A 25319-nucleotide genomic window follows, 5' to 3' on the forward strand; every position below is an offset into this window, starting at 1 on the left:
CTAATTCAGCAGGCCGCCCACCGTGCCGATGGTGAGGGCCACAATAACGGTATTGAACAGAAACGACACGCAGCCGTGCAGCAGGGCCACGCCGCGCAGCGCCCGGTTGGCAATGGCAATATCAGCGGTTTGGGCCGTCATGCCGATGACGAAGGAGAAGTAAGCGAAGTCGATATAGTTGGGGGTGAGGCGGGGTTTGGCACCGTCCTGGTCGTCGGGGAAGAGCAAGCCGCCGACATCGAGGCCGGTGGCCTCGTCCTTGTCGTAGTAGGTATGGGCGTAGCGCAGCGTGAACACCAGGTGCACCAGCACCCAGGCCAGCACCACCGCGGCCAGGCTAAGCAGCACGTGCAGGGTGCGCGCGTGCAGCGACAGCTTGTCGAGCGAACTTAGCAAGCCCACCACCGTGCCCAGGCTGGCAATGGCGGCCCCCAGCACCAGCACGAAGCCCAGGGTACGGGGCAGGTCTTCGGTGCCAGCCACGCAACGAATATCTTCGGAATCGGCTTTCCACATACCCAGCAGAATCTGCACCAGGTCAGTTGCTCCAAAACCGACCCAGGCCATGACGGTGCGGGGCAGCAGGCCAATCTCGGCCGGGGCAATCCACGGGGCTAGGGCGCGGGGCAACAGCCAGGCTGCCAGGCCGCCCACCAGCAGCGCCACGCCCAGCCGCCAGCGCACGTCAAGCGAGCGCACCATTTTGGCGGCGGCTGGTTTGGTGGTGGTGCTTGCGGGGGCTGCGTCGAAATTTTTGCTCATTGGGCCGCCAAGGTAGGGTTCGGCCGGGCTGTCGCGGCCACTTAGAAAAGTAAATGCGCCATCCGGCTGTTATTTCGCAGGATGAATGCAGCTCCCCTCTCCGGCCTCTACGCGCCCTCGCTCGCCCTCGTCACCGACCTCTACCAGCTCACCATGGCCTACGGCTACTGGCAGCAGGGCCTGCAGGACCGGGAGGCCGTGTTTCACCTCTACTTCCGCAAGGCGCCGTTCCAGGGCGGCTACGCGGTGGCGGCGGGCCTGGCCCTAGCCGTGGACTGGGTAGAGAACCTGAAGTTTTCGGAAGACGACCTGGAGTACCTCGGCAGCCTGCGCGGCAGCAAAGGCAACGCCATGTTCCCGGCCGAGTTTCTGAACTACCTGCGGCACCTGAAGTTCAACTGCGACATCGATGCCGTGCCCGAAGGCACGGTGGTGTTTGGCAACGAGCCCATTATGCGCATCCAGGGCCCGCTGCTACAGGCCCAACTGCTGGAGACAGCCTTGCTTACGCTCATCAATTTCCAGACCCTGATTGCCACCAAGGCCGCCCGCATCCGTGAAGCGGCCGGGCCTACCGACCAGATTCTGGAGTTTGGCCTGCGCCGGGCCCAGGGCTTCGACGGTGGCCTGGGAGCCAGCCGGGCCGCTTTTCTGGGTGGGGCCGATGCCACCAGCAACGTACTGGCCGGGCAGCGCTACGGCATTCCGGTGCGTGGCACGCACGCGCACAGCTGGGTGATGTCGTTTGCCGATGAGGTGACGGCGTTTTCGGCTTATGCGAAGGCATTTCCCGATGACTCGGTGTTTCTGGTCGACACCTACGACACGATTGAGGGCGTGCGGCAGGCCATCAAAGTGGCCCGCGAGATGCGCGCCAATGGCCACGAGTTGGCCGGCATCCGGCTCGATTCGGGCGACTTGGCCTACCTCAGCCGCGAGGCGCGGGCGGTGCTCGATGAGGCAGGTTTTCCCAACACCCGCATTGTGGCCAGCAACGATTTGGAGGAAAACCTCATCACCAGCCTCAAGCAGCAAGGCGCGCGCATCGATACCTGGGGCGTAGGCACCCAACTCGTGACGGCCTACAATCAGGCGGCATTGGGAGGCGTGTACAAGCTGGCTGCGCTGCGCAAGGCCGACAACTCGGGCTGGGACTTCACCATCAAGCTGTCCGAGCAGGTGGCCAAAACCAGCATCCCCGGCATCCTGCAAATCCGCCGCTACCTGAACGAGCACGGCAAGCCCCGCGCCGACATGCTGTACAACACGGCCGAAGACCTGCCCAACCACCTGATGCTCGTGGACCCCGCCGACAGCACCCGCCGCCTGCCCATCCGGCCCGACACGCAGTACCGCGAGCTGCTGGAGCCGGTGTTCCGCAAAGGCAAGCGTGTGCTCGACCTGCCCACCCTGGCCGAAAGCCGCGCCCACGCCCAGCGCGAAGTGCAGAGCCTCGACCCCAGCGTGCGCCGCTTCCTCAACCCGCACATCTTCCCGGTGGGCCTCGAAATGGGCCTCTACGAGTACCGCACCCGCCTGATTCTGGAGAAGCGGCCCATGCGCTCGGCGTAGGGGGGGTTAAAGAATGGTCCGAACACTAGCCCCAGCGGGGCGACACATCGGTAGTCCCAAACACAGCATATAGCAAAAGCCCCAGCGGGGCGACACTCGTTCAACGAATGTCACCCCGCTGGGGCTTTTGCCATGCATAGATGGCGGGTGTTACTACCGATATGCCGCCCCGCTGGGGCTAAAGTGCCAATCATTCCGCATTGACCAGGAAAATGTTCGCCAATCCCATCGAATACTGCATAGCTGCGGCTGTGACGACGGCCCGGTTCACATTGGGCAGTTTTTGAACGTAGCACATCACATTCCCCGCTTTAATTCTTCCGTGCCCACTACTTGAATTTACCAGAAGCATGTAAGGGTCGCCATTGTCAACCAACAGGTACTCGTAATAATCATCTTCTTCGTTGACATTAGACATACCCACTTTATAACTTCTGAAACGTGTGCCACGAAAGAACTCAGCATCACTGGCAATCTCATTTAGTGGAATTAGCTGACTTGCCATGAATTAATGTATTGAGTAAAGGATGACTTCGTACCGATTCGCTAACCCACCGGCCGCCCCGGCGGCACCTCGCACCGCCCAACGGCCAGCAGCCAGTCCTCGCCCCAACGGGTGAGGCGGTACACCCGGCGCGGGCCGATGCGCTCCCACGTCAGCAGCCCGACGGTAACGAGCGCGGTATGGGCGCGGCTGCCGGCCACCCGACCGATGTTGGCAGCGGCCGCCATATCGTAGCCGGTCTGGGTTTCGTTCCGCAGAAAAAGAGCCATCATACGGGCCTGGGTGTCGTTGCCGCGCCCGTTGCTGTGGGGCACCAGCGGCTCCAGCGCCGCCATCAGGCGCGCATGAAACTGCCCGGGCTCGTACGGGTCGGTGTAGACGTCCACGGGCGGCAGGTCGCGCCGGGCAATGCGTTCGGCGAGGCCGTCGAGCAGCGGTTCGATGGTGCGTTTAGCGGGGGTAGCCATAAGGCGCGGCGGCAGCGGAAGAACCTGCCGCCACCAAGTTACGATACAAAGTTGGGCCGTTTGTATCGTTGCAACTGCGCGTTGTTCGCATTTACATGTGCTTAGTATCGTTGTACGCACGCGTTGTCCGCGTTTTCAATCGGGTAGTAGCGTTGTGCGCACGCGCTGTCCGTATTTCTAAATGCGAAGTAGCGTTGCACGCACGCGTTGTCTGCTTTGTTAGACAGCGTGTATCGTTGTATGGACACGTTGAGCGCATTACTGCACGCTTTGTATAACTGCGAGCATCCGTTAGGTTGTATTTGGTGAGGTTTGTATCGTGTTACTTTTTCACTACAAGTATTCATTTGCGGCTCGCAATTCATCCCTTAACTCTCTTATCCGCTGCTCTACTCCTCGCTTCGCCAGCAGATAGGGTTTCACCGCTAACGCGCCAGCGCTTCGTTGTTCCCGCAGTATCTCCAACCGCCGCTGTTGCTGTCGTAGCTCAGCAGCTTTTTGGCGGAGAGCGAAGTCAGCCTCCTTCAGGCCCCTCACTTCTTCTGAGGCAACAAAAGCAGCATCGGGCACGCGGCTGAAAGAACTTTCGCCACGTTCCTCCAGCATGATTTGCTGGCCGATTTGCAGCGTGGGTGGACAACGTATTATTTGCTGGAAGGAATCCGTTATGATTATGATGTCGCCCTGATGGGTTTCAAGGCACCACTCCGTAAGCCCAGCATCAGTAATGCGGCGATGGATTCCTTCGATTTCCAACTGCTGCCCAAACCGGAAATTAACATTGAACACAATGCTTCGCGGCTCAGAAAAAATGAGTGTAACAGGCGCGATATAAAAGGAGAAAAAGTCATCCTTATCGGCTTGTACCCATTCAAAAATGTAGTCAATGTCAAAACTGATATCTTTCCCAAACTGCACGGCATAAATGGTGGCATCGTGCCAGCCCATCTGGGCGAAATCAGCCTCAGTCCAGACCCATTTCTCTAATTCGTACATAATTCTTATTAGGCCTTGCCGCTATTCATACCGCAACTCGGCCGAGCCCACACGCAACGTCACGCCGGGCTCCGCGGTTAGGTGGCCTGCTACTTGAGCCAAGTAGCCGCTGGCTCGTAGCGAGGCCACCACGGCAGCGGCCGAAGCTTCTTCGGTCACAATCAGCATGCCGGTGCCCATGTTCCAGTAGAGGTAGGCGGTTTCGGGGCTCAGCTCGCCGAGCTCCATCAGGCGCTGCATGGAGGGCAGTGGCTCGAAGAGGTTATCCAGCACTGCACCGAGGCCGTTTTTGAGCACCCGCTTGAAGTTGTCGGCCACGCCGCCGCCGGTGATGTGGGCCACGCCGTGCAGGGGCAGGCCGGTATCGAGCAGGGCCGCCACGCCGGGCGAATAAATAAGGGAGGGCTCCAGCATGGCTTCGCCCCAATTGGCGAACTGGTCGGGGCCGTCGTAGGGCGCCTCGTGCCAGTTCTCGCCGAATAACCGGGTGAGGGTTTTGCGGGCCAGCGAGTAGCCGTTGGAGCGGAACGAGGGCGAGCGCAGCGCTACCACCACGTGGCCGGCCTGGGCCGTTTTGCCGCTCAGGGGCTGGGCCAGGCTGGGGTGCAGCACCCCAATGGCCGTGGAACACCAGTTGAAGTTCATCTTGGCGCCCGGCCAGCCACCGATGCGGTTGCCGAGCTCCGCGATTTCGCCGCCCGTGATGGCGATTTGGGCGAAGTTGGCGGCGTCGTGCAGGCCGCGCATCAACTGGTCCACCACGTCGTAGTCGAGGTGGTTCACGTCGATGATGTTGGAGAGGTTGGTGGGCACGAAGCCGGCGGCGATGAGGTCGTCGGCCGTCATGGCGATGAGGTCGTAGCCGAGCGAATCGTAGCGGTTCAGGCGCTCGGCCACTTCAATCTTGGTACCGATGCCATCGGAGCTGATGCCGAGACGCTCGGCGCCGAAACGGATTTCGTTGGAGAAGCCGCCGTCGAGGTCCTGAGCGGGCTCGCCGGGCTTGCCACTGCGGTTAGCGAAGGTCTTCTTCGACCAGTTATAGGCGTTGCGCGAGGCGGCGTTGCCTTCTTCGATGGAGTAGCCGGCGGGGTTGTTTTTGGTGTCGTTCATGCGGGGTAACCCCACCCCCCGGCCCCCTCCCCGATGGGGAGGGGGAGCCAGACAGAGGCCACTGGGGCTTTTGGTTAAGTAAATCAAAAGCCCCTCCCTATCGGGGAGGGGTTGGGGTGGGATTAATGCTCCGTTGGTTCCGGCGCTTTGGCACTCACCGAGAGACTTTTTTTCTCCTTTTTATCGCTGCGGTGGCTGGCGCGCTCCTCCTGCACATGGCGCAGGTAGTGCGTTACGTCGCCCGTCGGGTACTTGCCCGAGAAGCAGGCGAAGCAGCTGCCGCCGTGGCCTTTCTCCTCGGCAAACAGCTCCTCCAAATCCTGCAAATCCTGGTAAATGACTTTGTCGGCTTCGATGTAGCGGCAGATTTCGTCTGTCGAGTAGTTAGCCGCAATCAGCTCGGTGCTCATGGCCATGTCGATGCCGTAGATGCAGGGCGACACAATGGGCGGCGCGCTGGAAATGAAGTATACCTCCAAAGCCCCGGCCTCGCGCAGCAGCCGCACAATGCGGCGCGACGTGGTGCCGCGCACAATGCTGTCGTCGACCACCGCCACCTTTTTGCCCTCCACGAACTCGCGGATGGGGTTGAGCTTCTTCTTCACCACGTCCTCGCGGCCGGCCTGGGTGGGCACGATGAAGGAGCGGCCCATGTGGTTGTTCTTCACCAGCGCCCGGCGGTAGGGCACGCCAATGGCTTCGGCCAGCCCGGAGGCGGCGAAGTAGCCGGATGAGGGCACGTCTATCACCATGTCCGGCTTCAAGCCAGCATCAACCACCTTGCGGGCCAATATTTTGCCCAGCCGCACCCGTTCCCGCGCCACCAGACGGCCGTGAATTACGGAGTCTTCGCGGGCAAAGTAAATCTGCTCAAAGGCGCAAAAGTTCTTCGGCAGCGCGTACTGGTTTTTGCGGTGTACCTGGTAGTTGTTGTCGATGAAAATGGCCTGGCCGGGGCCGACGTTCTCCACGAACTCAAAATCCAGGTAATCGAAGCAGGTGCTTTCCGACACAAAGGCGTAGACCGGGCCGTTGGGTGTGTCGCGCTTGCCCAACGCCAGCGGCCGGATGGCCAGTGGGTCGGTGAAGGCCAGCAGACCGTGTCCTGCTATCATGGTGATGGTGGCGTACGCGCCCTTCACCAGCTCCTGGGTGGTTTCCACGGCGTCGAAAATATCGATTACCGAAATGTGGTCAAGGTCTTTCACGCGCAGCTCCGAGGCGAAGGTGTACATGATGAGCTCCAGGTCGTTGGTGGTTTTGGGCAGCACGTGGTACTTGTCGTGCAGGCGCTTGGCCACTTCGCGAAAGTTGATGACGTTGCCGTTGTGCACCATCGCCAGGCCGAAGGGGTAGCTGGTGGTGAAGGGCTGCGCCAGGTCCGAGTCGTTGGCGCCCTGGGTGGTGTAGCGCACGTGCCCGATGCCGAGGTTGCCCTTCAGCTTCTTCACGTGCTTGGGCTTGAACACGTCGTTGACGAGGCCCTGGCCCTTGTAAACGTGGAAAGAATCATCAAACGTGGCGATGCCAGCCGCGTCCTGCCCCCGGTGCTGGAGGGCGGTGAGGCCGACTATCATATCAGCCACAACGTTATCGGGACCGTGAAAACCTACTATTCCGCACATGGGATGGGGTGGCTAGTTGTTAATTTAATGGGGGTGAACGTCATGCAGAGCGCAGCGAAGCATCTCGCGTGCCGCCACTATTCTTTATTCTCGCGATGGAATTACTTGAGGCACGCGAGATGCTTCGCTGCGCTCTGCATGACGTGCTGATTTAATCAACTCGGCCAATGCCCGGGCGTACAGCTCATGCTCCACGGCCAAGCCGCGGCGCTCCACTTCGGCCAGCGTGTCGGCCCCGCGCAAATCCACGGGTTGCTGCGCGAGAACGGGGCCGGTATCAAGGCCTTCGTCCACGAGGTGCACGGTGATTTTGGTTTCGGTCAGCTTGTTCTCAAACGCCCATTCGTAGGCGTGCAAGCCCTGGTGCTGGTGCGTATCAGCGGGATGAATGTTGACGATGCGGCCCGCAAACGGCTGAATAAACGCCGGCGAGAGAATCCTCATGTAGCCCGCCAGCACCACCAAATCGGGCTGATACTGCTGCAACAGCGCAGCCGCGTCGGCATCGAAAGCTTCGCGTTTGCGGCCCTGGCTGGGCAACGAGGCAATGGGGCAGCCAACTGCGGCAGCCGCTTCGAGGCCAAAAGCATCAGGCTTGTTGCTGAATACAACTACCACTTCGGCAAGGCCTTTCAAAATGCCGGTTTTAGTAGCTTCAACCAGTGCCAGCATGTTGGAGCCCCGGCCCGAAAGCAGGATGGCCACACGGGCCCGCCTCCCCTCCTGCCCCTCGCCAAACGAAAAGGTAGGCTGCTTAAACTGCTCAAAGGAGGTAAGGAGCTTCATGAGTTTCAGTTGCGCTTCTGGTCTCAATTTACAACGGCGGCGGTGAGGACCGGCGCGGGGCGTTGCGCGATGTCAGGGCGGAAGTAGGCCCCTTCGAACGTGACGCGGGCGCAGGCTTCGTAGGCGCAGGCCGTGGCTTCCTCGAGGTCGTGGCCGTGGGCCGCGAGGACGAGAACACGGCCGCCATTGGTCACAATTTGACCGTCCTCGTTGCGCGTGGTGGCCCCGTGAAAGGCCCGCACGCCGGCCGGCAGGTTGTCGAGGCCGGTAATGGGGAAGCCAGTGGGGAATTTCGGGGCCGGGTAGCCGCCCGAAGCCAGCACCACGCCCACGAATGCGCCGGGGCGTTGCTTGACTCCCTGCCGGGCCAGCGTGCCGTCGAGGGTAGCTTCAATCAATTCCAATAGGCTGCTGTCCAGGGCGGGAAGCAGCACTTCGGCTTCGGGGTCGCCGAGGCGTACGTTGTATTCGAGCAGCTTGGGGCCATTGGGCGTGAGCATGATGCCGAAATAGAGGAAGCCCCGAAACTCGAACTGCTCGTGCTGCAGGCCGCGCAGCGTGGGGTCGATGATGTCGCGGCGCAGGGCGGCGAGCACGTTGTCGTCGGCGAAGGGCACGGGGCAGTAGGCGCCCATGCCGCCGGTGTTGGGGCCCAGGTCGCCGGCCAGCAGCTGCTTGTGGTCCTGCGAAGTGGCCAACAGCTTGATTTCGTGGCCGTCCGTGAGGCCAATGATGCTGATTTCGGGACCGGTCAGTTTCTCTTCCAGCAGAAAGGAAAACCAACCCGAATAGCTCGTCTGCAAGTCATCGAAAGCCGCTTCCGCTTCTTCCGGCGACGAGCACACGTACACGCCCTTGCCGGCGGCCAGGCCGTCGTACTTCACCACCACGTGCCCGCCCAGCTCAGCTGCTTTGGCGCGGGCAGCGGCAATGTTGTCGCTCCGAAACGGCCAGGCTTGCGCCGTAGCCACGCCGTGGCGGCGCATGAATTCCTTGCTCCACACCTTCGAGCTTTCGAGCCGCGCTGCCGAGCGGGTCGGGCCAAATACCTGAATGTCGGAGCCGGCAAAAAAGTCGGCAATGCCAGCCGCCAGCGGAGCTTCAGGACCTACTACAATCAGCTTGGAGCCGTGGGCCTGGGCGAAGGCTCGCACCGCCTCAAAGTCCAGCGGGTTCACCTCGGGGTGGCTGTTGGGGATGCCGGCGTTGCCGGGCAGCACGTGCACCGTGGCCCCGTCGCGGGTCAGCTTTTCGGCCAGGGCGTGCTCGCGCGCGCCGGAACCGAGGAGAAGAAGGATGTTAGAGCTGGTCAAGGAAATGAATCGATTTGATGTTCATGCGTTTAATAAGGCCGCCTTCAAACTCGTAAATGTGCGTCACCTGGTTGTCGATGACGACCGCACCCACCACGTCGTGGGCCAGCTGGCTTACCCGCGTGGCTACCCGGCCATCGGGCAGCGCATGGTAGCCCAATGGCTGTATAACCACGTCCAAATGCTGCCACTGCGTTGTCCAGAAGTTGCGCAGGGCTTCGTAGCCGGACAGATACTGGCCTTTGAACCCAGACGACCATTCCACGTCGGGCTGCATCAGGGCAAGCGCGGCGGTCACGTTGCGGGCGTTGAAAGCGTGGTAAACCATATCGAGCAAAGCAGCGTGGGCGGGGTCAAGGGTGAGCATGGACGCGGAGCAGGGAGTATCCCTACAATATCCGCAATTCCGCGGCGGCGGCCTTCAGGTTTTCTTTGATGGCTTGGATTTCCTGGCTGAGCTGCTTGCACAGGCGGGGCAGGTTCAGGATGGGCAGGGCGGCCTGGGCGGCGTTGTGGGGACGTATGTGCACCGTGGCCCCGTCGCGGGTCAGCTTTTCGGCCAAGGCATGCGCGCGCGCCGGAACCGAGGAGGACAAGGGTTTTGGAGTCAGTCAAGGAAGTGAGGGCTGAGGCTGGCGCCGCGGACTATATAATGTCTTCGATGGAAATAATCTGGCCGTTCTCAATCTCAAAAACGGACTTGCCCTGCATCTGCAAAGCGTTGCCCGGTTTCAGGCCGTTGGGAAATTCGATGGCGGCAACCGCCGTGTAGTCAATGGCTACTTCAACCCGCTGGTCGTTCACCTGCCAATTGGTAACGCGCTGCTCGCGCTCGGAGAAATACTGCGTGGCCTGCTCGGCCTGCCGACGGAAATTATCTTTGCCGGTCGTGGTCAGGTTCACTTCGCCGTTGGAAACGTTGCGGAACACCACGTTCTCGTGCAAAGGCGCCAGCATGCCGGCCACATCGAAGCGGTTGTACGCTTCGATGTATTCCTGAATCAGTTGCTGGGAGTTAGCCACAGCGGATGAAGGGAGGGTTTTACTAAAGCAGGCGGAGTCGTCGCGGCCAATGTACTGGCCGTAGTTGGCGCGGCGCCGGTAGCCGTTCTTCGCGTAGAACTGGCAGGCTTCGGCGTTGGCTACCCGGGTTTCAAGCAGCAGCTCGTAGTAACCAGCCGCTTGGGCAGCAGCTTCCAGCGCCCGCAGCACGGCAGCTCCAATGCCTTGCCGCGGGTACTTGGCAAATATGCGCTTCACCTCGCCCACGCCCGCTGCCAGAGGCCGCACCGCGCCACAACCCACCGCTTTGCTGCCGGTGCGCGCCACCAAAAAGATATAGCGCGCATCAGCCGGCTGCCACTCCGTGAACGAAGCCCGACCGTCGCTGCCAAACCGAGCGCCCAGGTCAGCCGATAAGGCGTCCAGCAACGGACCCACCTCCGGCGCATCGGGGGCAGACGGCTGAATGAACAGGGCGGTTTCGGTCTTCATCAACAGTTTAATTACAGCACCCGCAGTTCTGCATCGGCCGCTCTCAGCTTGGCTTTGGTAGCAAGAATGTCCTGGTTCAGGCGCTCGCGCAGGCGGGGCACGTTCAGGGCGCGCAGGGCGCCTTGGGCGGCGTTGTCGGGGCGAACTACGGTGAGATTGGGCGTGCCGCTGGGCATGATGACCGACGAGTTCAGGTTCATGGCCAGCTCGGCGTAGTCCTTGTAAGGCGGGCACGAAATTACGGGCACGTTCACGTTGGCGGCCAACGCGCCGCCGAGGCCGTTGCTCAGGCCGGCCACGGCGATGATGACGCCGGGCTCGATGCTGTTGTTCCAGATTTCGGCCATGCCGGCGATGGCTTCGCCGTTTTTGTGGGCCGAGGTCACGCGCAGCTGCGTGAAGACATCGTAGCCCTCAAACTGCTGGCGGATTTTCTCGCAGTGTTCCTTGTCGGCGGGCGAGCCCATCACGATGTTCACCCAGGCATCCTTCAGCAGGCCGGACTGCACGAGGTTGGCCAGCAGGCGGGCACGGGCGTCGTGGCGGCCGGAACCGGGGGCATCGGTAGTTTCGGGCTCGGCGGTGGGCAGGGCCTGGCCGGTGATGCGCTCGTAAATGTCGAGGTAGCGGCGGCTGGCTTCCCGGGCTACTTCGGGCGTGAGGGCGCGGGGGTACTGGCCGTCCTGCTTGTTGGCGATGAGCCACTGGCGGACGTACTCCTTATCCATTTGCTCGGCCGTTTCGGGGTTGCGGGCGTAGTCCTCGGCGCTCCAGAAGCGCGACGAGTCGGGCGTGTGCATCTCGTCGATAAGAATCAGCTCGCCATTCAGCAACCCAAACTCATACTTGGTATCGACCAGAATAATGCCCTTTTCGGCCAATAATTCGGAACCGACCTTAAAGAGGGCCAGCGACTTCTCCTTCATCTGGTCGTACAGTTCCTTGCTCACCCAACCCTCGCTCACAAGGTTTTCAGGAGTGATTTCTCGGTCCGACTCTTCCTTGGTCGTCGGCGTCACGATGGGCTCCGGAAACTGCTGGTGCTTGGTTAGGCCGTCGGTCACGGTCACGCCCGAGAACGTGCGTTGGCCCTTTTGGTAGCCCCGCAGCATCGAGCCGGTGATGTAGTTGCGCACAATCATCTCCACCTTGATGGGCTCGGCTTCCTTCACCAGCATGGCGTTGGCATCGATGAGCTTGATGACGTGGTTAGGAATGATGTGCGCGGTTTTAGCAAACCAGAAGTTCGCCAAGCCGTTGAGCACCGCGCCTTTGTGCGGGATGGCCGTTTCCAACACCGAATCGAAGGCCGAGAGGCGGTCGGTTACGATGATGAGGCGGTCGCCGGAAGGTGCGCGCAGGCTGTCGCGCACTTTGCCGCGGTGCAGCAGGGGGAGTTGAGGAGAAGCGAAGTGGGTGAGTGTGTTCATGTGGCGACCCCACCCCCGGCCCCCTCCCCGGTGGGGAGGGGGTGCCAGGAGACAGTGGGCTGTTTTGAGGTTAATGAATAAGCTTAAGTTTAGGAATTTGCGCGCAGGCGTTTGGTCTGGTTGGTTTGCGTTAGGTGCTCTTCGATGGTAGTCAGAACCTTATCTAGGTCATTGAGAACTTCGTCGTTGCCAAAGCGCAATACTTCGTAGCCTAACTCGCGCAGGGTATGCGTGCGGCCAGCATCGTATTCCGCTTGGCTGATTTCGGCATGAACCTCCCCATCAACCTCCCCATCAACCTCCACAATCAACTTATTCGGGATGGTAACGAAATCAACGATGTAAGAATCTATGGAATGCTGCCGCCGGAATTTCACTGCCAGTTTTTGACCACGTAGGGCTTCCCACAGCACTTCTTCGGCAGGAGTCGGCTGTTTGCGCATGTCCCGCCCGTACTCCTTCAGCACCTGCCATTTAGCCGAAGTAGTCGTAAAAACATCATCCACAATACTAGTGGGAGTAGCTGAACCTGAATCCGTCTGGCTCCCCCTCCCCACCGGATGTTCCGCATCAAGGAAAGGTGGGGCCGGGGGGTGGGGTAAGCGCCTCTGCGCGATATGCTCCACAATGTTTCTGAAAATCCGCAGCCCCTCCCCCTCCTCCGATGCAGCAGGATTAACCCGCCGCCGCCGAGCCCAGTCCGGGTGGTTATAAGCCGCCAAAAACGCCTCGGGGTGCGGCATGAGGCCAAAAACCTGCCCAGTCGGGTCGGTGAGGCCGGCGCAGTTCAGGTCGGCACCGTTGGGGTTGAATGGGTACTCGCTGGTGCCGTCGCCGTTGGCGTCCACGTAGCTCAGGCAGTTGAGGCCGCTGGCTTCGATGGCGGCGCGGGTGGCAGCGTCGGGCACCACCAGGCGGCCCTCGCCGTGGCGCACTGGCACTTCCAGCTTGTCGATGCCTTTGAGGAAGGGGGTGCGCGACGCGGGGTTTACGCGGAGCGTTACCCACCGGTCTTCGTAGCGGCCGCTGGCGTTGTGGGTCAGGGTTACTTCGGGGGTCACGTCGCCGCCCAAGTTGGGCAGCAGGCCCAGCTTCACCAGCACCTGGAAGCCGTTGCAGATGCCCAGCACGAACTTGCCATCGGCAACGAACTGCCTGATGTCGTCAAGCAGCGTGCGGCCGTCGGCGCTGGTTTGGCGGTAGCGCAGCTTGTTGGCCAGCACCACACCCGAGCCCAAGTCATCGCCGAAGGAGAAGCCGCCGGGGAAGTTCAGGATATCGAAATCGTGGATGCTCACCTGCCCGTGCAACACTTGGTTGAGGTGCACGATGGTGGCTTGCGCGCCGGCCAAACGGTAGGCGGCGGCGAATTCTTCTTCGCAGTTAATCCCGAAGCCGGTCAGAATGAGCGCCTTTGGCATCTGGTACTTGGTGCTTGGTGGTTGATTATCAGATTCTGCCATGTCAATAGATTCGTCAGACACTTAGTTACTCTTGTGGCTTCGTGCTATTTCCTTTTCTCTGCCTTTGTTCTGAATAACGCCTAAGCTCGACTCTCCAAAGGCCAGCTTATTTTGAAACACGATGAAGTCGAATGCAACTATATAGTAGTCGTCGCCACCGCTTTTGATATTAAAAACGCTTGCAAGCTTTTTTCCCAACATCCAGTCAACCTTCTTGTAGCCAAACTTTTTTTCGCTATCCCGATAAATCGAAAGACCATTGAGCAAAGAAGGCATTTGTAGATATTCTACGCCAGAGAAGATGATATCAATGTTGAACCCGTCCTCATTCCCGATTTTATCAGACCTTAACAGTAGTTCGCTATGGCTGACAGACGCATCAACAAGGTTGAATTCCTTATCAGACTTATACAAGACATCCTTAGCTAAAAGTGATTTCATCTTGTGCTTCCGATTGAACTTTATATACTCCTTGAGCCAAGTCTTGTACCATTTCGAAAGTCTTTTGGGCCAATGGAAAAGGGTCTTGTGCTTTTAGAGCGAATTGGAATGGCTGAGGTTATCACTCGATACGATGCCAAGCAGATGATTGACAGGCCCGTTAGTCCAGGCCGCGCGCAGGGCAGTGGTATTGGCCGAAATAACCGTTTTGCCGGCGTGGCGTACGGTCAGCTCCCCATCCGCCGTCACGATGCCGAGGCGCGTGGCGCGGTCGCCGAGCAGCTGCTCGAATGCCACCACATCTTCCGGCGCTATCGTAGCCAGGAAGCGGGAGTGCGACTCCGAAAACAACTGCGTGGCCAGCGGCAGGCCCGTTGCGGGCAGCTCCACCAACGCGCCGTAGCCGTAGCCAAACGTGGTTTCGGCCAGCGCCACGGCCAGCCCACCGTCGCTCAGGTCGTGGCAGGACTGAATGAGGCGCTGGTCGTTGGCCTGGCCCACGAGGGTGTAGAGTGCCTTTGCCCGGGCGAAGTCAACTTTCGGCACATTGGCCCCCAGTTGGCCGTGCAGGGCGTAAAATTCGGAGCCGCCCAGCTCGTCGTGGGTTTCGCCGAGCAGGTACACCACGTCGTCGGCCTGCTTGAAGTCGGAGGTGATGGCGCGGCGCACGTCTTCCATTTTGGCCGTCATCGAGTAGAGCACGGTGGGGGGCACCGAAATCTTCACGCCGTCGGCCTTGAAGTCATTTTTCATCGAGTCCTTGCCGCTGGTGAGCGGGATGCAGTAGGCGGCCGTGGCGTCGCGCAGGGCTTCGCACATGCGCACCAGCTTGGCCAGCTTCTGCTTGCCGTCGGGGTTGCTGGTGGGATCGTACACCGAATCGGGCACGCAGAAATTGTCATTCACCGACCAGAAAATCCCGTCGCCGGGCGTCAGGTTCGGAAGCTTCCCGCCCACCGCGATAATCTGGCGCACGGCCTCGTCGAACGAGCCGGCCGACATATCATACGCGTCCAAATCGCCGTAGCGCGGGATGATGCCGTTGCTCACGGCCACGCCTTCCCAGCTCTCGAAATTGAAGCGCACCACGGCCGCGTCCTGCGGGGCTTGGCCGGTCGCGCCCATCAGCGGCTTCACAATCGTGCGGCCCTTCACCTCGTGGTCGTACTGCCGAATAACCGACTCGCGCGAACAAATATTGAGCGAGCCCAGCAGCTGCGTCAGCGTCTCGGTGTAGTCAACCCCACCCCCGGCCCCTCCCCGGTGGGGAGGGGTGCCAGTCGACGCGCCGGCTGAATTGCTCGGCTCTCCCTCCCAACTGGGGAGGGGGCCGGGGGGTGGGGTTGGCTCCGTTAGCGCCGGCCGCGTCCACTCCGCTTCCAGGATTTTACGCGGTACGCCCTCGTGCAGGAAGTGCATATTGAGGCGGGCCACCGGCGCGCCATCGAAGCGCACGTCCAGGAAACCATCGGCGGTGAAGAAGCCGATATCGGTCAGCTCCACTTCCATTTCCTGGCCCAGCGCCGTGATTTCGGCCATTTTGCCGGGCTCCACCACCAGCGTAAACCGCTCCTGCGACTCGCTCACAAAAATCTCCCAGGGCCGCAGGCCGGGGTATTTCAGCGGCACCTTTTCCAGCTCCACCACCGCGCCGCCCGAGATGCCGGCCAACTCGCCCACGGATGAGGAAAGGCCGCCCGCGCCGTTGTCGGTGCTGCATTTCAGCAGGCCGCGGCGGGCCGCCAGCAGCAGGAAATCCATCGCCAGCTTTTGGGTAATGGGCGAGCCGATTTGCACGGCCGTGGCGGGCGCGGTTTCATCGAGTTCAATGCTCGAAAACGTCGCCCCGTGGATGCCGTCTTTGCCTACCCGGCCACCGGCCATAATGATGCGGTCGCCGGCGTCAATCTTCTTCTCCCACGAGTCCAGCCCGGCGAATTGCATGGGCATCACCGCGCCGGTGCCGCAGTACACCAGCGGCTTGCCGGCGTACCGGTCATCGAACACAATCGCGCCGTTCACCGTGGGCACGCCCGACTTATTGCCGCCGTCCTCAATGCCCTTGCGTACGCCTTCCAGGATGCGGCGCGGGTGCAGCTGCCCAGTCAGCAATTGCCCCTCAAATTCCGGGTTGCCGAAACAAAGCACGTTGGTATTGAACAGCAGCCGCGCTCCCCCAATGCCAGTGGCCAACGGGTCGCGGTTGTTGCCCAGAATACCCGTGATGGCCCCACCATACGGGTCGATGGCACTGGGCGAGTTGTGCGTTTCCACCTTCCACACAAACAGCGAATCGGGGTTGATACGCACCGCGCCAGCATTGTCCGAAAACACTTTAATCAGCCAGTCGTTGCCATTGGCGCGCAACTGGCGGTCCACTTCCGAAGTGGCATCTTTGATGTAGGTTTTGAACAGTGAATCGACCTGCTTCTCCTCGCCCGTTGCCAGGTCTTTGTAGTTAATCAGGGCCGCAAATTCCTTGTGCTTGCAGTGCTCCGACCACGTCTGGGCGATGATTTCCAGCTCGCAATCCGTGGGGTCGGCCGGTAAGCCGGCTACCTTCCGCTCGGCCTGCGTTTCAGCGGCGGCGAAGTAGTCGCGCACGGCCCGCATTTCCTCCAGGTTCAGCGCGTAGATGTTCGCCTTGGAGAGCTGCACCAACTCCTCATCGGTGCGGCCAGTCAGCGAAATAACTTCGGTAATGGCCTCCGCGCCACCACCGGGCCGCGGCGTGTAGTCGCGGATGCCGTCGGCCACGCGGCCCACTTCCAGCCAGTTGATGAGCTTGTTGCCGAGCAGTTCCTCCGCGATGCGGCGCAGGTCGGTTTCAGGCAGGTCGTTTTCGAGCAGGTAGAGTTTCTTGCTGAAAATGTGCTGGGTATGCACGTCCAACGGCTCGTTCAGTATATCGGCGAGGGCGTTTTGGGCGGAGGTGCCTTCGTCGTCGGTTACGCCGGGGCGGCGAGCCACCAGGATATAAGTAGCGAAATCGGTCGCGCCCGCCAGCTCGTTTAGGCGCACGTCGTGCAGCACCGGGTCGGCGAGGCAGCGGGTGGCAAAGTCGCTCAACTGGGTTTCGGTGAGCGGGTAGCGCACCGTGTAGAGGGCGGCGCTGCGCACGCGGCCGGTGGTCAGGCCCAAGTGGCGGGCGGCGGCCTCGGCCACGCGCTGGCCGTCGCCGTCGTGCTGGCCGGGTTTCAGCGTGAGCTGGATGGTGTGAGTATCGGTCATTTTGGAATGTAGGAGCGGAGCTAGTCTCCGTCCGAATCGTTGCACGATTATCGCCGAACGATTCCGTTCAACGACGGGCGGGGGCAAGCCCCGCCCCTACTTATTTAAAACGCTTTCTCCGGCCGGCTACCGGGCTTCACTACCGGTACACCAGCGGCGCACAGGGGACAACTCTCGGGGGCAAAGGTCGCAGCCTGCACCTGTAAAAGCGCAAAATGTGGGAAATCCAACCCACCTTTTCCACCCGTGCGGTCAATCAGCGACGCTACGGCCAGTACTTCCGCGCCCATTTCGCGCAGCACCTTAGCTACTTCCAGCGTGCTCTTGCCAGTTGTCACCACGTCTTCGGCAATGACAACTCTTTCGCCGGGCTCAATGGTGAAACCGCGCCGCAGGGTCATCTGCCCGTCCGGGTCGCGCTCGGTGAAGATGCCGGGAACACCCAACTGCCGGGCCAGCTCGTAGCCAATCACCACGCCGCCCATAGCCGGGCCAACTACGGTATCCGGCTGCAGACCGGCGGCCTGAATCTGGCCCGCCAGCGCAGCCGCAGCCGGCGCGGCCAGGTCCGGGCAGCGCAGGAAGCGGGCGCACTGCACGTAGGTATCGGAGTGCAGGCCCGACGACAACCGGAAGTGCCCGCGCAGCAGGGCATCCTCCTGCCGCAGCTGCTGCTCCAGCAGCTCGGCATCGAGGGCAATGGGCGAATGAATTTCAGTGGTTTCAGTCATCTGATTCGAAAAGGGTAACATGCAAAAAGCCGCGGTGAAGCGGCTTTTTGGGTCAGGCATGGGTCGGGCTCGTCACGGCCCGGAATTCGTTGATTTGTTCCTGCAACTCGCGGGCGGCGGCTCCAGCATCCTGTGCCTGCCAGATTCCCCGCGAAGAGTTGATGAGCAGGCCGCTGCCGTCTTTGCGCAGGCCGGCACGCAGCGTGGCCGAGAGGTCGCCGCCTTGCACGCCGATGCCCGGCACCAGAAACCATTGCTCGGGGCAGGCGGCGCGCAGCTTTGCTACAGTGGCCGGTTCGGTCGCGCCCACCACCAGGCCCACCGTCGAGTCGGTTATTTCCTCGTCCATCAGCTTGGCCAGGCGGGCGGCCCAGTCGCTAATGGAGCCGCCGCGCGTCATGGCGGCATCCTGCAGGCCGTGAATGGGCTTGTTGGAGGTTTTGGCCAGCGAAAAAACCACTTTGCCGGGCCGGGCGAAGGGCCGAATGGTGTCGTCGCCCATGTAGGGGTTCACGGTGGCGCCATCGGCCCCCACCACGTCGTAGGTGAAGCGGGCGTACTGCTCGGCGGTGTTGGCGATGTCGCCGAACTTACCGTCCAGAATCACCGGAATGTCCTTCGGAATGTCGCGCACTGTTTGTTGGAGCAGGGCTACTCCGTTTTCACGGCTCAGAAAGAAAGCGAGGTTAGGTTTGAAAGCAGCCGCGTAGGGCGCGGCTTCGGCAATGACTTCGCGCAGGCGGCGCGCCACGGTGGCGTCGTCGCCGGTTGGGTCGAGGCCGACACACAGGAGAGAATTAGCAGACTGGACGCGGGCAATGAGCTTTTGCATGGGAGCAGGTGGGTGGGAATGTTGAAGTGAATGAAGCAAACAAGGTAGCGGCCGCCGGGCAAACCGACACCACTCCGCGCTTGCTAATTCGTAGGCAGCGCCGCGTGCGCCACCTCGGCCGCCAGCCGCGCCGTGAGGCCCGGCGACAGCCATTCGCCGCTAGCTACCTGCACCGCCTGCGCTCCCACGCGCAGGTAGTCCTGCACATCGCGCAGCGTAAAAATGCCGCCCGTACCGAAGATGGGCAGCGTCAGGTTGTCGTCGTTTGCCAACTCCCACACGCAGCGCTGGGCCAGCGGCCGCAGCGCCTCGCCCGAGAGGCCACCCACCAGCGGCGCCGCGCCGCGGTCGGCGGGCAGGTGCAGCACTTTCAGGGTGTTGGTGGCCGCCAGGGCGGTAGCCCCGCCCTCCTGCGCGCCCAGGGCCAGGCCCCGAATGTGGTCGGGCCACGGCGGCAGCTTCACAATTACAGCAGCATTGCTGTGCAGCTCGTTGCGCACGGCCTCGGTGGCTTCGCGCACGAAGCGGGCCGTTACATCGGCCCCTGCATTGCCGGCTGGCACCGTGATGTACACTTCCACGCCCGCCAGCTGCTCACCCACTTCCCGCTGCAGGTATCGCGCAACCTTGCGGAAACCCGGCACCCCCGGCGCGGTGATGCTCACGAACACCGGCACCCCGAAACGGCGCAGACGCGGCAGGTGCTCCTGCACCAACAGTTCGGCCCCCTCGGTGCGCTGGTCGGTGCGGTTGAGCAGGGTTTGGTCGGCCACTTGCAGGATGCCATCGTCGCCGGGCAGGCCGGCGCGGGGCTCCATGGTCACGGTTTTGGTGAAAATCGCGCCCAATTGCTCGTAGCCCTCGCCAATAAGGTCCCAGGGCGCAGCCGCCAGGCAAACCGGGTTTTGAAGAGTGATGCCGCCGAGTTTCATAGTCTTTAGTTGTCAGTTGGTCGTTGTTAGTTGGCAGGCCTTTAGTGGCGCGTTCAACCAGAAAATTCCGCTTCCTGAAGTTAGCACAGCGGGAAAACAATTGCTGGTTGTCAGTCGCTAGCCTCGAATCGAGCAATACTCAATTCACTCACTAACAACTGACAACCAGCAACTGACAACTACAATTAGATAACGTTGTCGCGGTTAATCAGGAAGGGGACACAGTCGCGGATGTCTTCCTGGCCGAGGATGAACTGGGCTACGCGGGCCATGCCTACACCAGCGCCGCTGTGCAGCTTCACGTCGTGCTCCTCGTGGAAGCTCAGGTACCACTCGAAGTCTTCCAGCTTCATGCCCTGGCGGATGAGGCCGGCCAGCATCGAGCTGGTTTCCAGCTTGTGGCGCAGCTTGGCACCGTCGAACTCGCGCTCGGCCGAACCAGCCGACTCGCCCGACAGCGGCAGCAGCAGGTCGGAGGAGTTCACCACGCGCGGGTCGTCGTCGTTGTTGCGCATGTTGAAGAATTTGATGTCGGCCGGGTAGTGCGTGATGAAGATGGGGCCTTCCAGCTCGGTCAGGCGGCCTTCTTCTTCGGCACCCAGGTCATCACCCCACTGCAGGTCGGGGAAACCTTCGGGCTTGAGGCGCTCGATGGCGTCGGCGTAGGTCATGCGCTTGAAGGTGAGGTTCACCAGGTCGGCAGCGTCGCGGCCGAACAGGGCCAACTCCTTGGCGCACTTGCTGGCTACTTCGTTGGCGGCGGTGCGCACAATGCCGCTCAGGTGGCCCAGCAGCTCGTCGAGGTCGCCGAGGTGCTCGATTTCGAACAGCGTGAACTGCGCCAGGCGGCGGTTGTCAGCGTTCAGCTCCTTGCGGAAGCTTTGGATTTCGCCGCACACGCGGCCGCCTTCCACGGCCTGGGTCAGCATTTCGATGTAGAGCTGGTTGCTCTGGGGCAGGAACATCTTCTTGCCGTCGTACCAGTCGAGGGTGAACAGCGTGTCGGTGTTCTCGCAGGCACCGGTCACACCCACAATGTGGGGCATGTTATGCACGGTTACGAAGCCTTCCTGCTCGCAGTATTTGCGGGCGCCGCGCATCATGGCGTCCCATACTTTGATTACCGCCATGCGCTTGGGGTCGGTGCTCAGGTTGCGGTTGCCGGCGTGGGCCGAGGCGAGGGTGGCAGCGGCCACGGTCGGGGCGAGGGTGTTGGTGTCCATCGGGGTGAATGAGTGAATGGGTGAAATGAGTGATTTAACAGCGCCGTAGCGCAGGAATGACTTATCTATCCGAACCAACCGCGCATAAAAAAACCGTTTCGAAATCCGAAACGGTGGCGGGGCAACAACCAGAAAAAATAACGGAAATGCCGGAGGCAAAATCGGAAAAACCGACGGCGGCGAAGACCTTCCGGTCCTCTCGCGGGTCGCTGCTGAGCAGGGTCCCGCGCTTCATCAACGGGTGTTTGGGTTGAAGCACGATGCAAAATTACGGAATCATTTCACCGGGCAAATAGATGGTAATGTTAAGTTTTTATTGCGTTGTTTTTTTCAACTTTTATTTTCGCCGTAACTAGCTAACCAACGCACTTTTCGCGCTGTTTGGGATTGCACAAAAAAATTCGGGCCTTCGTAACCAATTGCTTTGCAAGCAGAACCCACCGTAACTTTGACTCTTTATCCCTAATGTGTAGCCTCCCGCTACATATAGTGGGCAGCAAAAAGGCCATGAAATACAATGTATTTCATGGCCTTTTTTATTTCCGGTGGGCTTACCTATTACCAGCGTAATAAATCAGCCAAACCGTAAGCTTTAAGCGCAGTATCAGCTCGTGGGCCCGGTGTCTACCCGCGACTCAACCGTAGTCTGTACGGTGCTGCTTACGGCCGAGAGGATGTTGTAGCCCGTTGCCTGCTCAATGGCATCTACAGTGGTGCGGTAGCCACCCCACGCCGAACTAATGGCCGTGGTGTTGGGCGTGTCGATGGCGATGATGCGCGTGCCGGTGGTGACGCGGCTGGCATCGGAGCTGCCTTCGGGCAGCACTACCACTACTTTCCAGCACCGGGCGGGCACGGTAATTTTGCCGCTGGCGATGGTGGTCGCGTAGCCGTTCACGCCCGTGCCGCCGCTGCCGTAGCTGCCGCAGATGATGTACAGCTCGTTGCCTTGGTTTACAAGGGTGCGGCAATAGTTTTCGAGGCCGGCCCAGGTTTGCTGGTTGTTATTGGCGGCCTGGGGCATCATGTTGGTCATCAGGAACGTGGCCGAGTTGTCGGCCACCGAGCCGGTGCGGTCGGCGGAGGGGCAGTTGTGGCCGCGGTCGAAGCCCGAACCGGTGTAGCTGCTGCTGGTGGCATGGAACCACGTGCTGGGCAGCGTGGCATCGGACGAGAAATTGTCCTGGCGTGGAGTGCTGCCCAGCCAGGCGCTGCTCAGGTGCCAGCTCACCCAGTTGGGCTTGCCCTTGTCGCGGCTATACGACAGGGCATACTGGGTTTTGCTCATCAGGTAGTTGTTGGGGTAGTATGTGGCGTCGGTCACGGCACCGCTGGGGTTGCCCATCGTGAGGTGGCTGTCGCGGGTGGCGTCCTGGTTTACCGTGGCAGCATTGGGGTCCTGGTTGGGAGCAACCGGCTCGACGCGCGAGCAGGAAACGGCCATGGCAGCGAGCAGCGCGAGGCTGCTGATTCGGGTAAGCGTAACCTTCATAAAACTTATTTGGAAAAAGGTTAAAGTGATGACCACAAAATTCCCGCACTGGGATTACCTCACCACGACCGTAATGTTACGCCTATGTTATCATCCCACCAATTAGCTGATTTATAAAATTATGGCATATGCCCAAGCCTGCATATACATAGCGATACACCAATTCCCGAAAACGGACAAACCCGTTTACTCAACAGCCCCACTGGTTTTACCAACGGGGCTGTTCAGACAAAAAACATCCATAAAAAAGATAATTCAAGCCCCGGCTTTAAAAAGCGGACATTAGTTAGTGATTACTCACTACTAAGCGTTGGCCGGCAACTTTCTGGCCCGTGGCATCGCGCAATACCACGTAGTACAAGCCCGCCCTTAGCGCAGGCAGTGCTACCCGACCGGCCGTTTCGGCAAGCAGCACCTGGCTCACCAGCTGGCCGGTTTCGGCATAAGTCGTTAGCTGGCCGCCTGGCGCGGACAGGTTGTGAAAGTCCAGGCGCACTTCCTGAGTTGTGCCAACGGGGTTTGGGTAAACTTCGAGTTGAGCCACGCCCATTGATTTGCCCACGGTTACAACGGGCGAGAAGCTTTCCTGACCGTCTGCATCGACCTGGCGCAGGCGGTAGTAGAGCCGGGTGGCTCCCAGCGTGCCGGCCTCGGCGTCGCGCAACTGGTAGCGACGGCTGCTGGTGCTGCTGCCAGCAGCTGCCACGCGGCCCACAGCCTCGTAGCTACTCTCGCCACTGGCCGAGCGCTCCACTACGAAATAGCGGCTGTTTTTCTCTGAGGCGGTGGCCCAGCGCAGCTCGGTGGCATTGCCGGCCCACTTGGCCTCAAAATGGGTAAGCTCGACGGGCAGGGGGAATTGCAGCGAGAGCAGGGGCACATCCTCGGCAAAGGCGTAGTACACCCGGGTATTCGAGCTTACCGACGCGGCACTAGTCACGTCCAGCCGCACATAGCTGAATTTGCGCGAGGCCATAAATGACACCTTGTTGCGCTGGCTGCCATCGAGCAGTTGCACGTTTAGCAACTGCTCGCCCGATTTGCTTTCGATGATGACGTTGTTGGCATCATAAGTCGAAACCGTGAGCCGGCGCAGGGCGTCGAGGTCGAGTAGGCCTTCGCCGTTGCTTACCACCATGCCCACGCGGTTGCCAGCCTGGCCCGTACCATTGAGCTTGACTTCCAGGTAGGCCGTGGCGGTGTTGGCCAGCGTGAGCAGGTTGGTGCCCGCGGTATTCAGCACCGCGTAATCGGTGCTGCTGATGTTGGCATCGGCAGCTTTCTGCGGGTCGGTCACCGAGCTGAGCGTAGCGCTTCCTGTAGCAACGAATACATTGTTCACCATCACGCCGGTGCTAACCGTTTGCGGGCTGCTGTTAAAATAGTCGGTACCGGCCTGGGGCGAACCGAAATTCGACAGCACCGGATTGATGCCCTGAAATGCTTCCGGGGCCAGGCCAAAGCCATAGTACACCTCCAAATCGTCGAGTGCAGTGAGCAGGCCCACGCGCTGAATTTTCACTGCATCAAAGGTTTTGGTGGCGGCAAAAGCCAGTTGGGCTTTGTTGTTGGGCAGCAGCGTGAGGTCGAGAACCCCCAGGCCCGTTTTTTCTTCCTGCTGCACCCCATTCAGATAAGTAGTTAGCTGCAGACCGGAGAGCACGCTCACATCGAGCAGGCTTTGCTGGCCAATCACGAACCCAGCATAATATCCGATGGGTGCGCCCCCAATAGGTACGCTGGCCAGTTTGGTGCGCAACGACGGGTTGCAGGCCACCGAAGCAGTCGCGTACAGCAGAGCAAAATTGGCGAGGTCATTATCGGCCACGAAGGCGGGGTTTTCCACATCGGTCGCCACGCACAGCACACCCGAAGTGCTGGCGGCGGCATACTCGCTGCCCGTGGGCGCCGCAAACCGCGAAATGTAGCCGCTGGCCCGCGTCTGCACGCCGGGCCGCACCCCGTAGGCGTAATAGATATCGGTGGTGTAATCGATGCCTACTACGCCTCCAAACTCAATTTCCACTGCATCGAAGGGTTTGGTCGTGCTAAATTCCAGTTGGGTAGACCGGGTGCCAGCGCCCAGCAGCAGCGCTTGCAGCACGCTCGCCTGCACTACTTTCTGTTCCTGCTGTTGGGCTGCGGCGGTACCGTTTAGGTAGGTGCGCAGCGTTACGGTGCCCAGGGCACTTACATTGGCTAGCCCACTGGCGGTGTTGGCCAGCACCACCCCGGCACGGTAGCCTGCCGGGGCGGTGCCGGCCAGCTTCAGCAACAGGCCCACTGGTACGCCCACGCTGGCCGTGGCATCTACTTTGAGCGTAGCAAAGGTGCCGAAGTCGCCATCGGCGGCGTTGGCGCCGGCAGCAACGTTGCCACTCCCGGCTACCTGCGGCGAGGGCTGGGTAACCTGGTAGGTAGTACCCGTCGCCCCCATCGAGTAATAGGCGGGCAGCACTGCCTGCCCCCATGCTCCGGCCGCCAGCACCGTTATTAACAGGCTGACCTGAAGACTAAAAGCTGCAACGCGGGCCGCAGCAAAAACGCCCTTGTAGTTGGAGAGAGCATGCATAGCTTTTGAAATAAAGGTGAGATACTATGATGTATTTGCACCATCTCTGCAATTCAGTCGCCATTGCATTCCTCTTGCCTGGGCAGGTTGACAATCAGTTAGATACTATTTTACCTATGAATATTTTTACTCCCATCCGCGGAAAAATGTCTACTAATGGGAATTTTCTAATATTATTCAGTAAATCTACAGCTCGTTGCACTTCGTACATCTGCCGTTTATCCAAGGCATTTTGCTTGCTGCACAATTTGAAGCGTATTTTTGCAATATCATTTTTCCAATGAATTCTCTCTTCGCACTGGTTTCCATCTACCCGGTAACGGATTACTAGTGTTGCTT

At 60.5% G+C, this 25319-nt stretch carries 23 protein-coding genes; 1 reads left to right on the plus strand and 22 read right to left on the minus strand.

Going from position 1 to position 25319, the window contains the following annotated elements:
* Positions 1-762: a DUF1345 domain-containing protein gene (locus tag ABD837_RS24295; protein ID WP_345059775.1), complete on the minus strand. Its 762-nt coding sequence runs from the start codon at positions 760-762 to the stop codon at positions 1-3.
* 81 nt (positions 763-843) lie between these two features.
* On the opposite strand from ABD837_RS24295, the gene ABD837_RS24300 reads away from it, so the two are divergent.
* Entirely contained in the window at positions 844-2334 is a 1491-nt protein-coding gene (locus ABD837_RS24300; RefSeq protein ID WP_345059777.1) for a nicotinate phosphoribosyltransferase, read from the plus strand.
* Between the two features lie 190 nt (positions 2335-2524).
* Here ABD837_RS24300 and ABD837_RS24305 read toward each other — a convergent pair whose 3' ends face one another.
* From ABD837_RS24305 to ABD837_RS24405, 21 genes are all read right to left on the minus strand, one after another.
* The gene (locus ABD837_RS24305; RefSeq protein ID WP_345059779.1) at positions 2525-2839 is read right to left on the minus strand and encodes a hypothetical protein; all 315 of its coding nucleotides are present in this window, start codon (positions 2837-2839) and stop codon (positions 2525-2527) included.
* Positions 2840-2880: 41 nt separating this feature from the next.
* On the minus strand, positions 2881-3306 hold the full coding sequence (locus ABD837_RS24310; RefSeq protein ID WP_345059781.1) for a hypothetical protein: 426 nt from the start codon (positions 3304-3306) through the stop codon (positions 2881-2883).
* A gap of 333 nt (positions 3307-3639) precedes the next feature.
* Positions 3640-4302 (minus strand): hypothetical protein, encoded by a 663-nt coding sequence (locus ABD837_RS24315; protein WP_345059783.1) that lies wholly within the window; start codon positions 4300-4302, stop codon positions 3640-3642.
* 21 nt (positions 4303-4323) lie between these two features.
* Positions 4324-5415 carry an AIR synthase-related protein gene (locus ABD837_RS24320; protein ID WP_345059785.1) on the minus strand — a complete coding sequence of 364 codons (1092 nt, stop codon included), beginning with the start codon at positions 5413-5415 and terminating at the stop codon, positions 4324-4326.
* Between the two features lie 122 nt (positions 5416-5537).
* Complete coding sequence (purF, locus tag ABD837_RS24325) at positions 5538-7040, minus strand: amidophosphoribosyltransferase (RefSeq protein ID WP_345059787.1); 1503 nt, start codon at positions 7038-7040, stop codon at positions 5538-5540.
* Positions 7041-7124: 84 nt separating this feature from the next.
* Complete coding sequence (gene purN / locus ABD837_RS24330; protein WP_345059789.1) at positions 7125-7826, minus strand: phosphoribosylglycinamide formyltransferase; 702 nt, start codon at positions 7824-7826, stop codon at positions 7125-7127.
* 23 nt (positions 7827-7849) lie between these two features.
* Positions 7850-9139 carry a phosphoribosylamine--glycine ligase gene (gene purD / locus ABD837_RS24335; RefSeq protein WP_345059791.1) on the minus strand — a complete coding sequence of 430 codons (1290 nt, stop codon included), beginning with the start codon at positions 9137-9139 and terminating at the stop codon, positions 7850-7852.
* Positions 9126-9506, minus strand: coding sequence for a nuclear transport factor 2 family protein (locus ABD837_RS24340; protein WP_345059793.1), 381 nt, complete (start codon positions 9504-9506; stop codon positions 9126-9128). Before ABD837_RS24340 ends, purD begins: the two co-directional genes overlap by 14 nt.
* A 22-nt stretch (positions 9507-9528) precedes the next feature.
* Positions 9529-9735: a hypothetical protein gene (locus ABD837_RS24345; RefSeq protein WP_345059795.1), complete on the minus strand. Its 207-nt coding sequence runs from the start codon at positions 9733-9735 to the stop codon at positions 9529-9531.
* Between the two features lie 49 nt (positions 9736-9784).
* Entirely contained in the window at positions 9785-10633 is an 849-nt protein-coding gene (locus tag ABD837_RS24350) for a GNAT family N-acetyltransferase (RefSeq protein ID WP_345059797.1), read from the minus strand.
* An 11-nt stretch (positions 10634-10644) separates the two neighbouring features.
* A complete protein-coding gene (purC, locus tag ABD837_RS24355) occupies positions 10645-12063 on the minus strand; it encodes a phosphoribosylaminoimidazolesuccinocarboxamide synthase (RefSeq protein WP_345059799.1) in 1419 nt (472 codons plus the stop codon).
* Between the two features lie 89 nt (positions 12064-12152).
* Entirely contained in the window at positions 12153-13526 is a 1374-nt protein-coding gene (locus tag ABD837_RS24360) for a phosphoribosylformylglycinamidine synthase subunit PurQ (RefSeq protein WP_345059801.1), read from the minus strand.
* Between the two features lie 21 nt (positions 13527-13547).
* Positions 13548-13967, minus strand: a complete 420-nt coding sequence (locus ABD837_RS24365) for a hypothetical protein (RefSeq protein WP_345059803.1) — start codon at positions 13965-13967, stop codon at positions 13548-13550.
* Positions 13968-14060: 93 nt separating this feature from the next.
* Complete coding sequence (locus ABD837_RS24370; protein ID WP_345059804.1) at positions 14061-17198, minus strand: phosphoribosylformylglycinamidine synthase subunit PurL; 3138 nt, start codon at positions 17196-17198, stop codon at positions 14061-14063.
* Positions 17199-17302: 104 nt separating this feature from the next.
* Positions 17303-17929, minus strand: a complete 627-nt coding sequence (pyrE, locus tag ABD837_RS24375) for an orotate phosphoribosyltransferase (protein ID WP_345059805.1) — start codon at positions 17927-17929, stop codon at positions 17303-17305.
* Between the two features lie 52 nt (positions 17930-17981).
* Entirely contained in the window at positions 17982-18761 is a 780-nt protein-coding gene (gene pyrF / locus ABD837_RS24380) for an orotidine-5'-phosphate decarboxylase (RefSeq protein ID WP_345059806.1), read from the minus strand.
* A gap of 83 nt (positions 18762-18844) precedes the next feature.
* Complete coding sequence (locus ABD837_RS24385; RefSeq protein WP_345059808.1) at positions 18845-19693, minus strand: dihydroorotate dehydrogenase; 849 nt, start codon at positions 19691-19693, stop codon at positions 18845-18847.
* A 185-nt stretch (positions 19694-19878) separates the two neighbouring features.
* A complete protein-coding gene (locus tag ABD837_RS24390) occupies positions 19879-20916 on the minus strand; it encodes an amino acid--tRNA ligase-related protein (protein ID WP_345059810.1) in 1038 nt (345 codons plus the stop codon).
* A gap of 61 nt (positions 20917-20977) precedes the next feature.
* Positions 20978-21175, minus strand: coding sequence for a hypothetical protein (locus tag ABD837_RS24395; RefSeq protein ID WP_345059812.1), 198 nt, complete (start codon positions 21173-21175; stop codon positions 20978-20980).
* A 345-nt stretch (positions 21176-21520) separates the two neighbouring features.
* Positions 21521-22408, minus strand: coding sequence for a DNA/RNA non-specific endonuclease (locus ABD837_RS24400; protein WP_345059814.1), 888 nt, complete (start codon positions 22406-22408; stop codon positions 21521-21523).
* A 286-nt stretch (positions 22409-22694) separates the two neighbouring features.
* A complete protein-coding gene (locus ABD837_RS24405; RefSeq protein WP_345059816.1) occupies positions 22695-24980 on the minus strand; it encodes a T9SS type A sorting domain-containing protein in 2286 nt (761 codons plus the stop codon).
* Between the last annotated feature and the right edge of the window lie 339 nt (positions 24981-25319).

This window comes from Hymenobacter glaciei, assembly GCF_039539585.1.
GTDB classification, from domain to species: Bacteria; Bacteroidota; Bacteroidia; order Cytophagales; family Hymenobacteraceae; genus Hymenobacter; species Hymenobacter glaciei.

Excerpts from the sequence above, each read along its gene's own strand:
- ABD837_RS24295 (WP_345059775.1), bottom strand. The coding sequence starts at position 762 with ATGAGCAAAAATTTCGACGCAGCCCCCGCAAGCACCACCACCAAACCA.
- ABD837_RS24300 (WP_345059777.1), top strand. The coding sequence starts at position 844 with ATGAATGCAGCTCCCCTCTCCGGCCTCTACGCGCCCTCGCTCGCCCTC.
- ABD837_RS24305 (WP_345059779.1), bottom strand. The coding sequence starts at position 2,839 with ATGGCAAGTCAGCTAATTCCACTAAATGAGATTGCCAGTGATGCTGAG.
- ABD837_RS24310 (WP_345059781.1), bottom strand. The coding sequence starts at position 3,306 with ATGGCTACCCCCGCTAAACGCACCATCGAACCGCTGCTCGACGGCCTC.
- ABD837_RS24315 (WP_345059783.1), bottom strand. The coding sequence starts at position 4,302 with ATGTACGAATTAGAGAAATGGGTCTGGACTGAGGCTGATTTCGCCCAG.
- ABD837_RS24320 (WP_345059785.1), bottom strand. The coding sequence starts at position 5,415 with ATGAACGACACCAAAAACAACCCCGCCGGCTACTCCATCGAAGAAGGC.
- purF (WP_345059787.1), bottom strand. The coding sequence starts at position 7,040 with ATGTGCGGAATAGTAGGTTTTCACGGTCCCGATAACGTTGTGGCTGAT.
- purN (WP_345059789.1), bottom strand. The coding sequence starts at position 7,826 with ATGAAGCTCCTTACCTCCTTTGAGCAGTTTAAGCAGCCTACCTTTTCG.
- ABD837_RS24340 (WP_345059793.1), bottom strand. The coding sequence starts at position 9,506 with ATGCTCACCCTTGACCCCGCCCACGCTGCTTTGCTCGATATGGTTTAC.
- ABD837_RS24350 (WP_345059797.1), bottom strand. The coding sequence starts at position 10,633 with ATGAAGACCGAAACCGCCCTGTTCATTCAGCCGTCTGCCCCCGATGCG.
- purC (WP_345059799.1), bottom strand. The coding sequence starts at position 12,063 with ATGAACACACTCACCCACTTCGCTTCTCCTCAACTCCCCCTGCTGCAC.
- ABD837_RS24360 (WP_345059801.1), bottom strand. The coding sequence starts at position 13,526 with ATGGCAGAATCTGATAATCAACCACCAAGCACCAAGTACCAGATGCCA.
- ABD837_RS24365 (WP_345059803.1), bottom strand. The coding sequence starts at position 13,967 with ATGAAATCACTTTTAGCTAAGGATGTCTTGTATAAGTCTGATAAGGAA.
- ABD837_RS24370 (WP_345059804.1), bottom strand. The coding sequence starts at position 17,198 with ATGACCGATACTCACACCATCCAGCTCACGCTGAAACCCGGCCAGCAC.
- pyrE (WP_345059805.1), bottom strand. The coding sequence starts at position 17,929 with ATGACTGAAACCACTGAAATTCATTCGCCCATTGCCCTCGATGCCGAG.
- pyrF (WP_345059806.1), bottom strand. The coding sequence starts at position 18,761 with ATGCAAAAGCTCATTGCCCGCGTCCAGTCTGCTAATTCTCTCCTGTGT.
- ABD837_RS24385 (WP_345059808.1), bottom strand. The coding sequence starts at position 19,693 with ATGAAACTCGGCGGCATCACTCTTCAAAACCCGGTTTGCCTGGCGGCT.
- ABD837_RS24390 (WP_345059810.1), bottom strand. The coding sequence starts at position 20,916 with ATGGACACCAACACCCTCGCCCCGACCGTGGCCGCTGCCACCCTCGCC.
- ABD837_RS24400 (WP_345059814.1), bottom strand. The coding sequence starts at position 22,408 with ATGAAGGTTACGCTTACCCGAATCAGCAGCCTCGCGCTGCTCGCTGCC.
- ABD837_RS24405 (WP_345059816.1), bottom strand. The coding sequence starts at position 24,980 with ATGCATGCTCTCTCCAACTACAAGGGCGTTTTTGCTGCGGCCCGCGTT.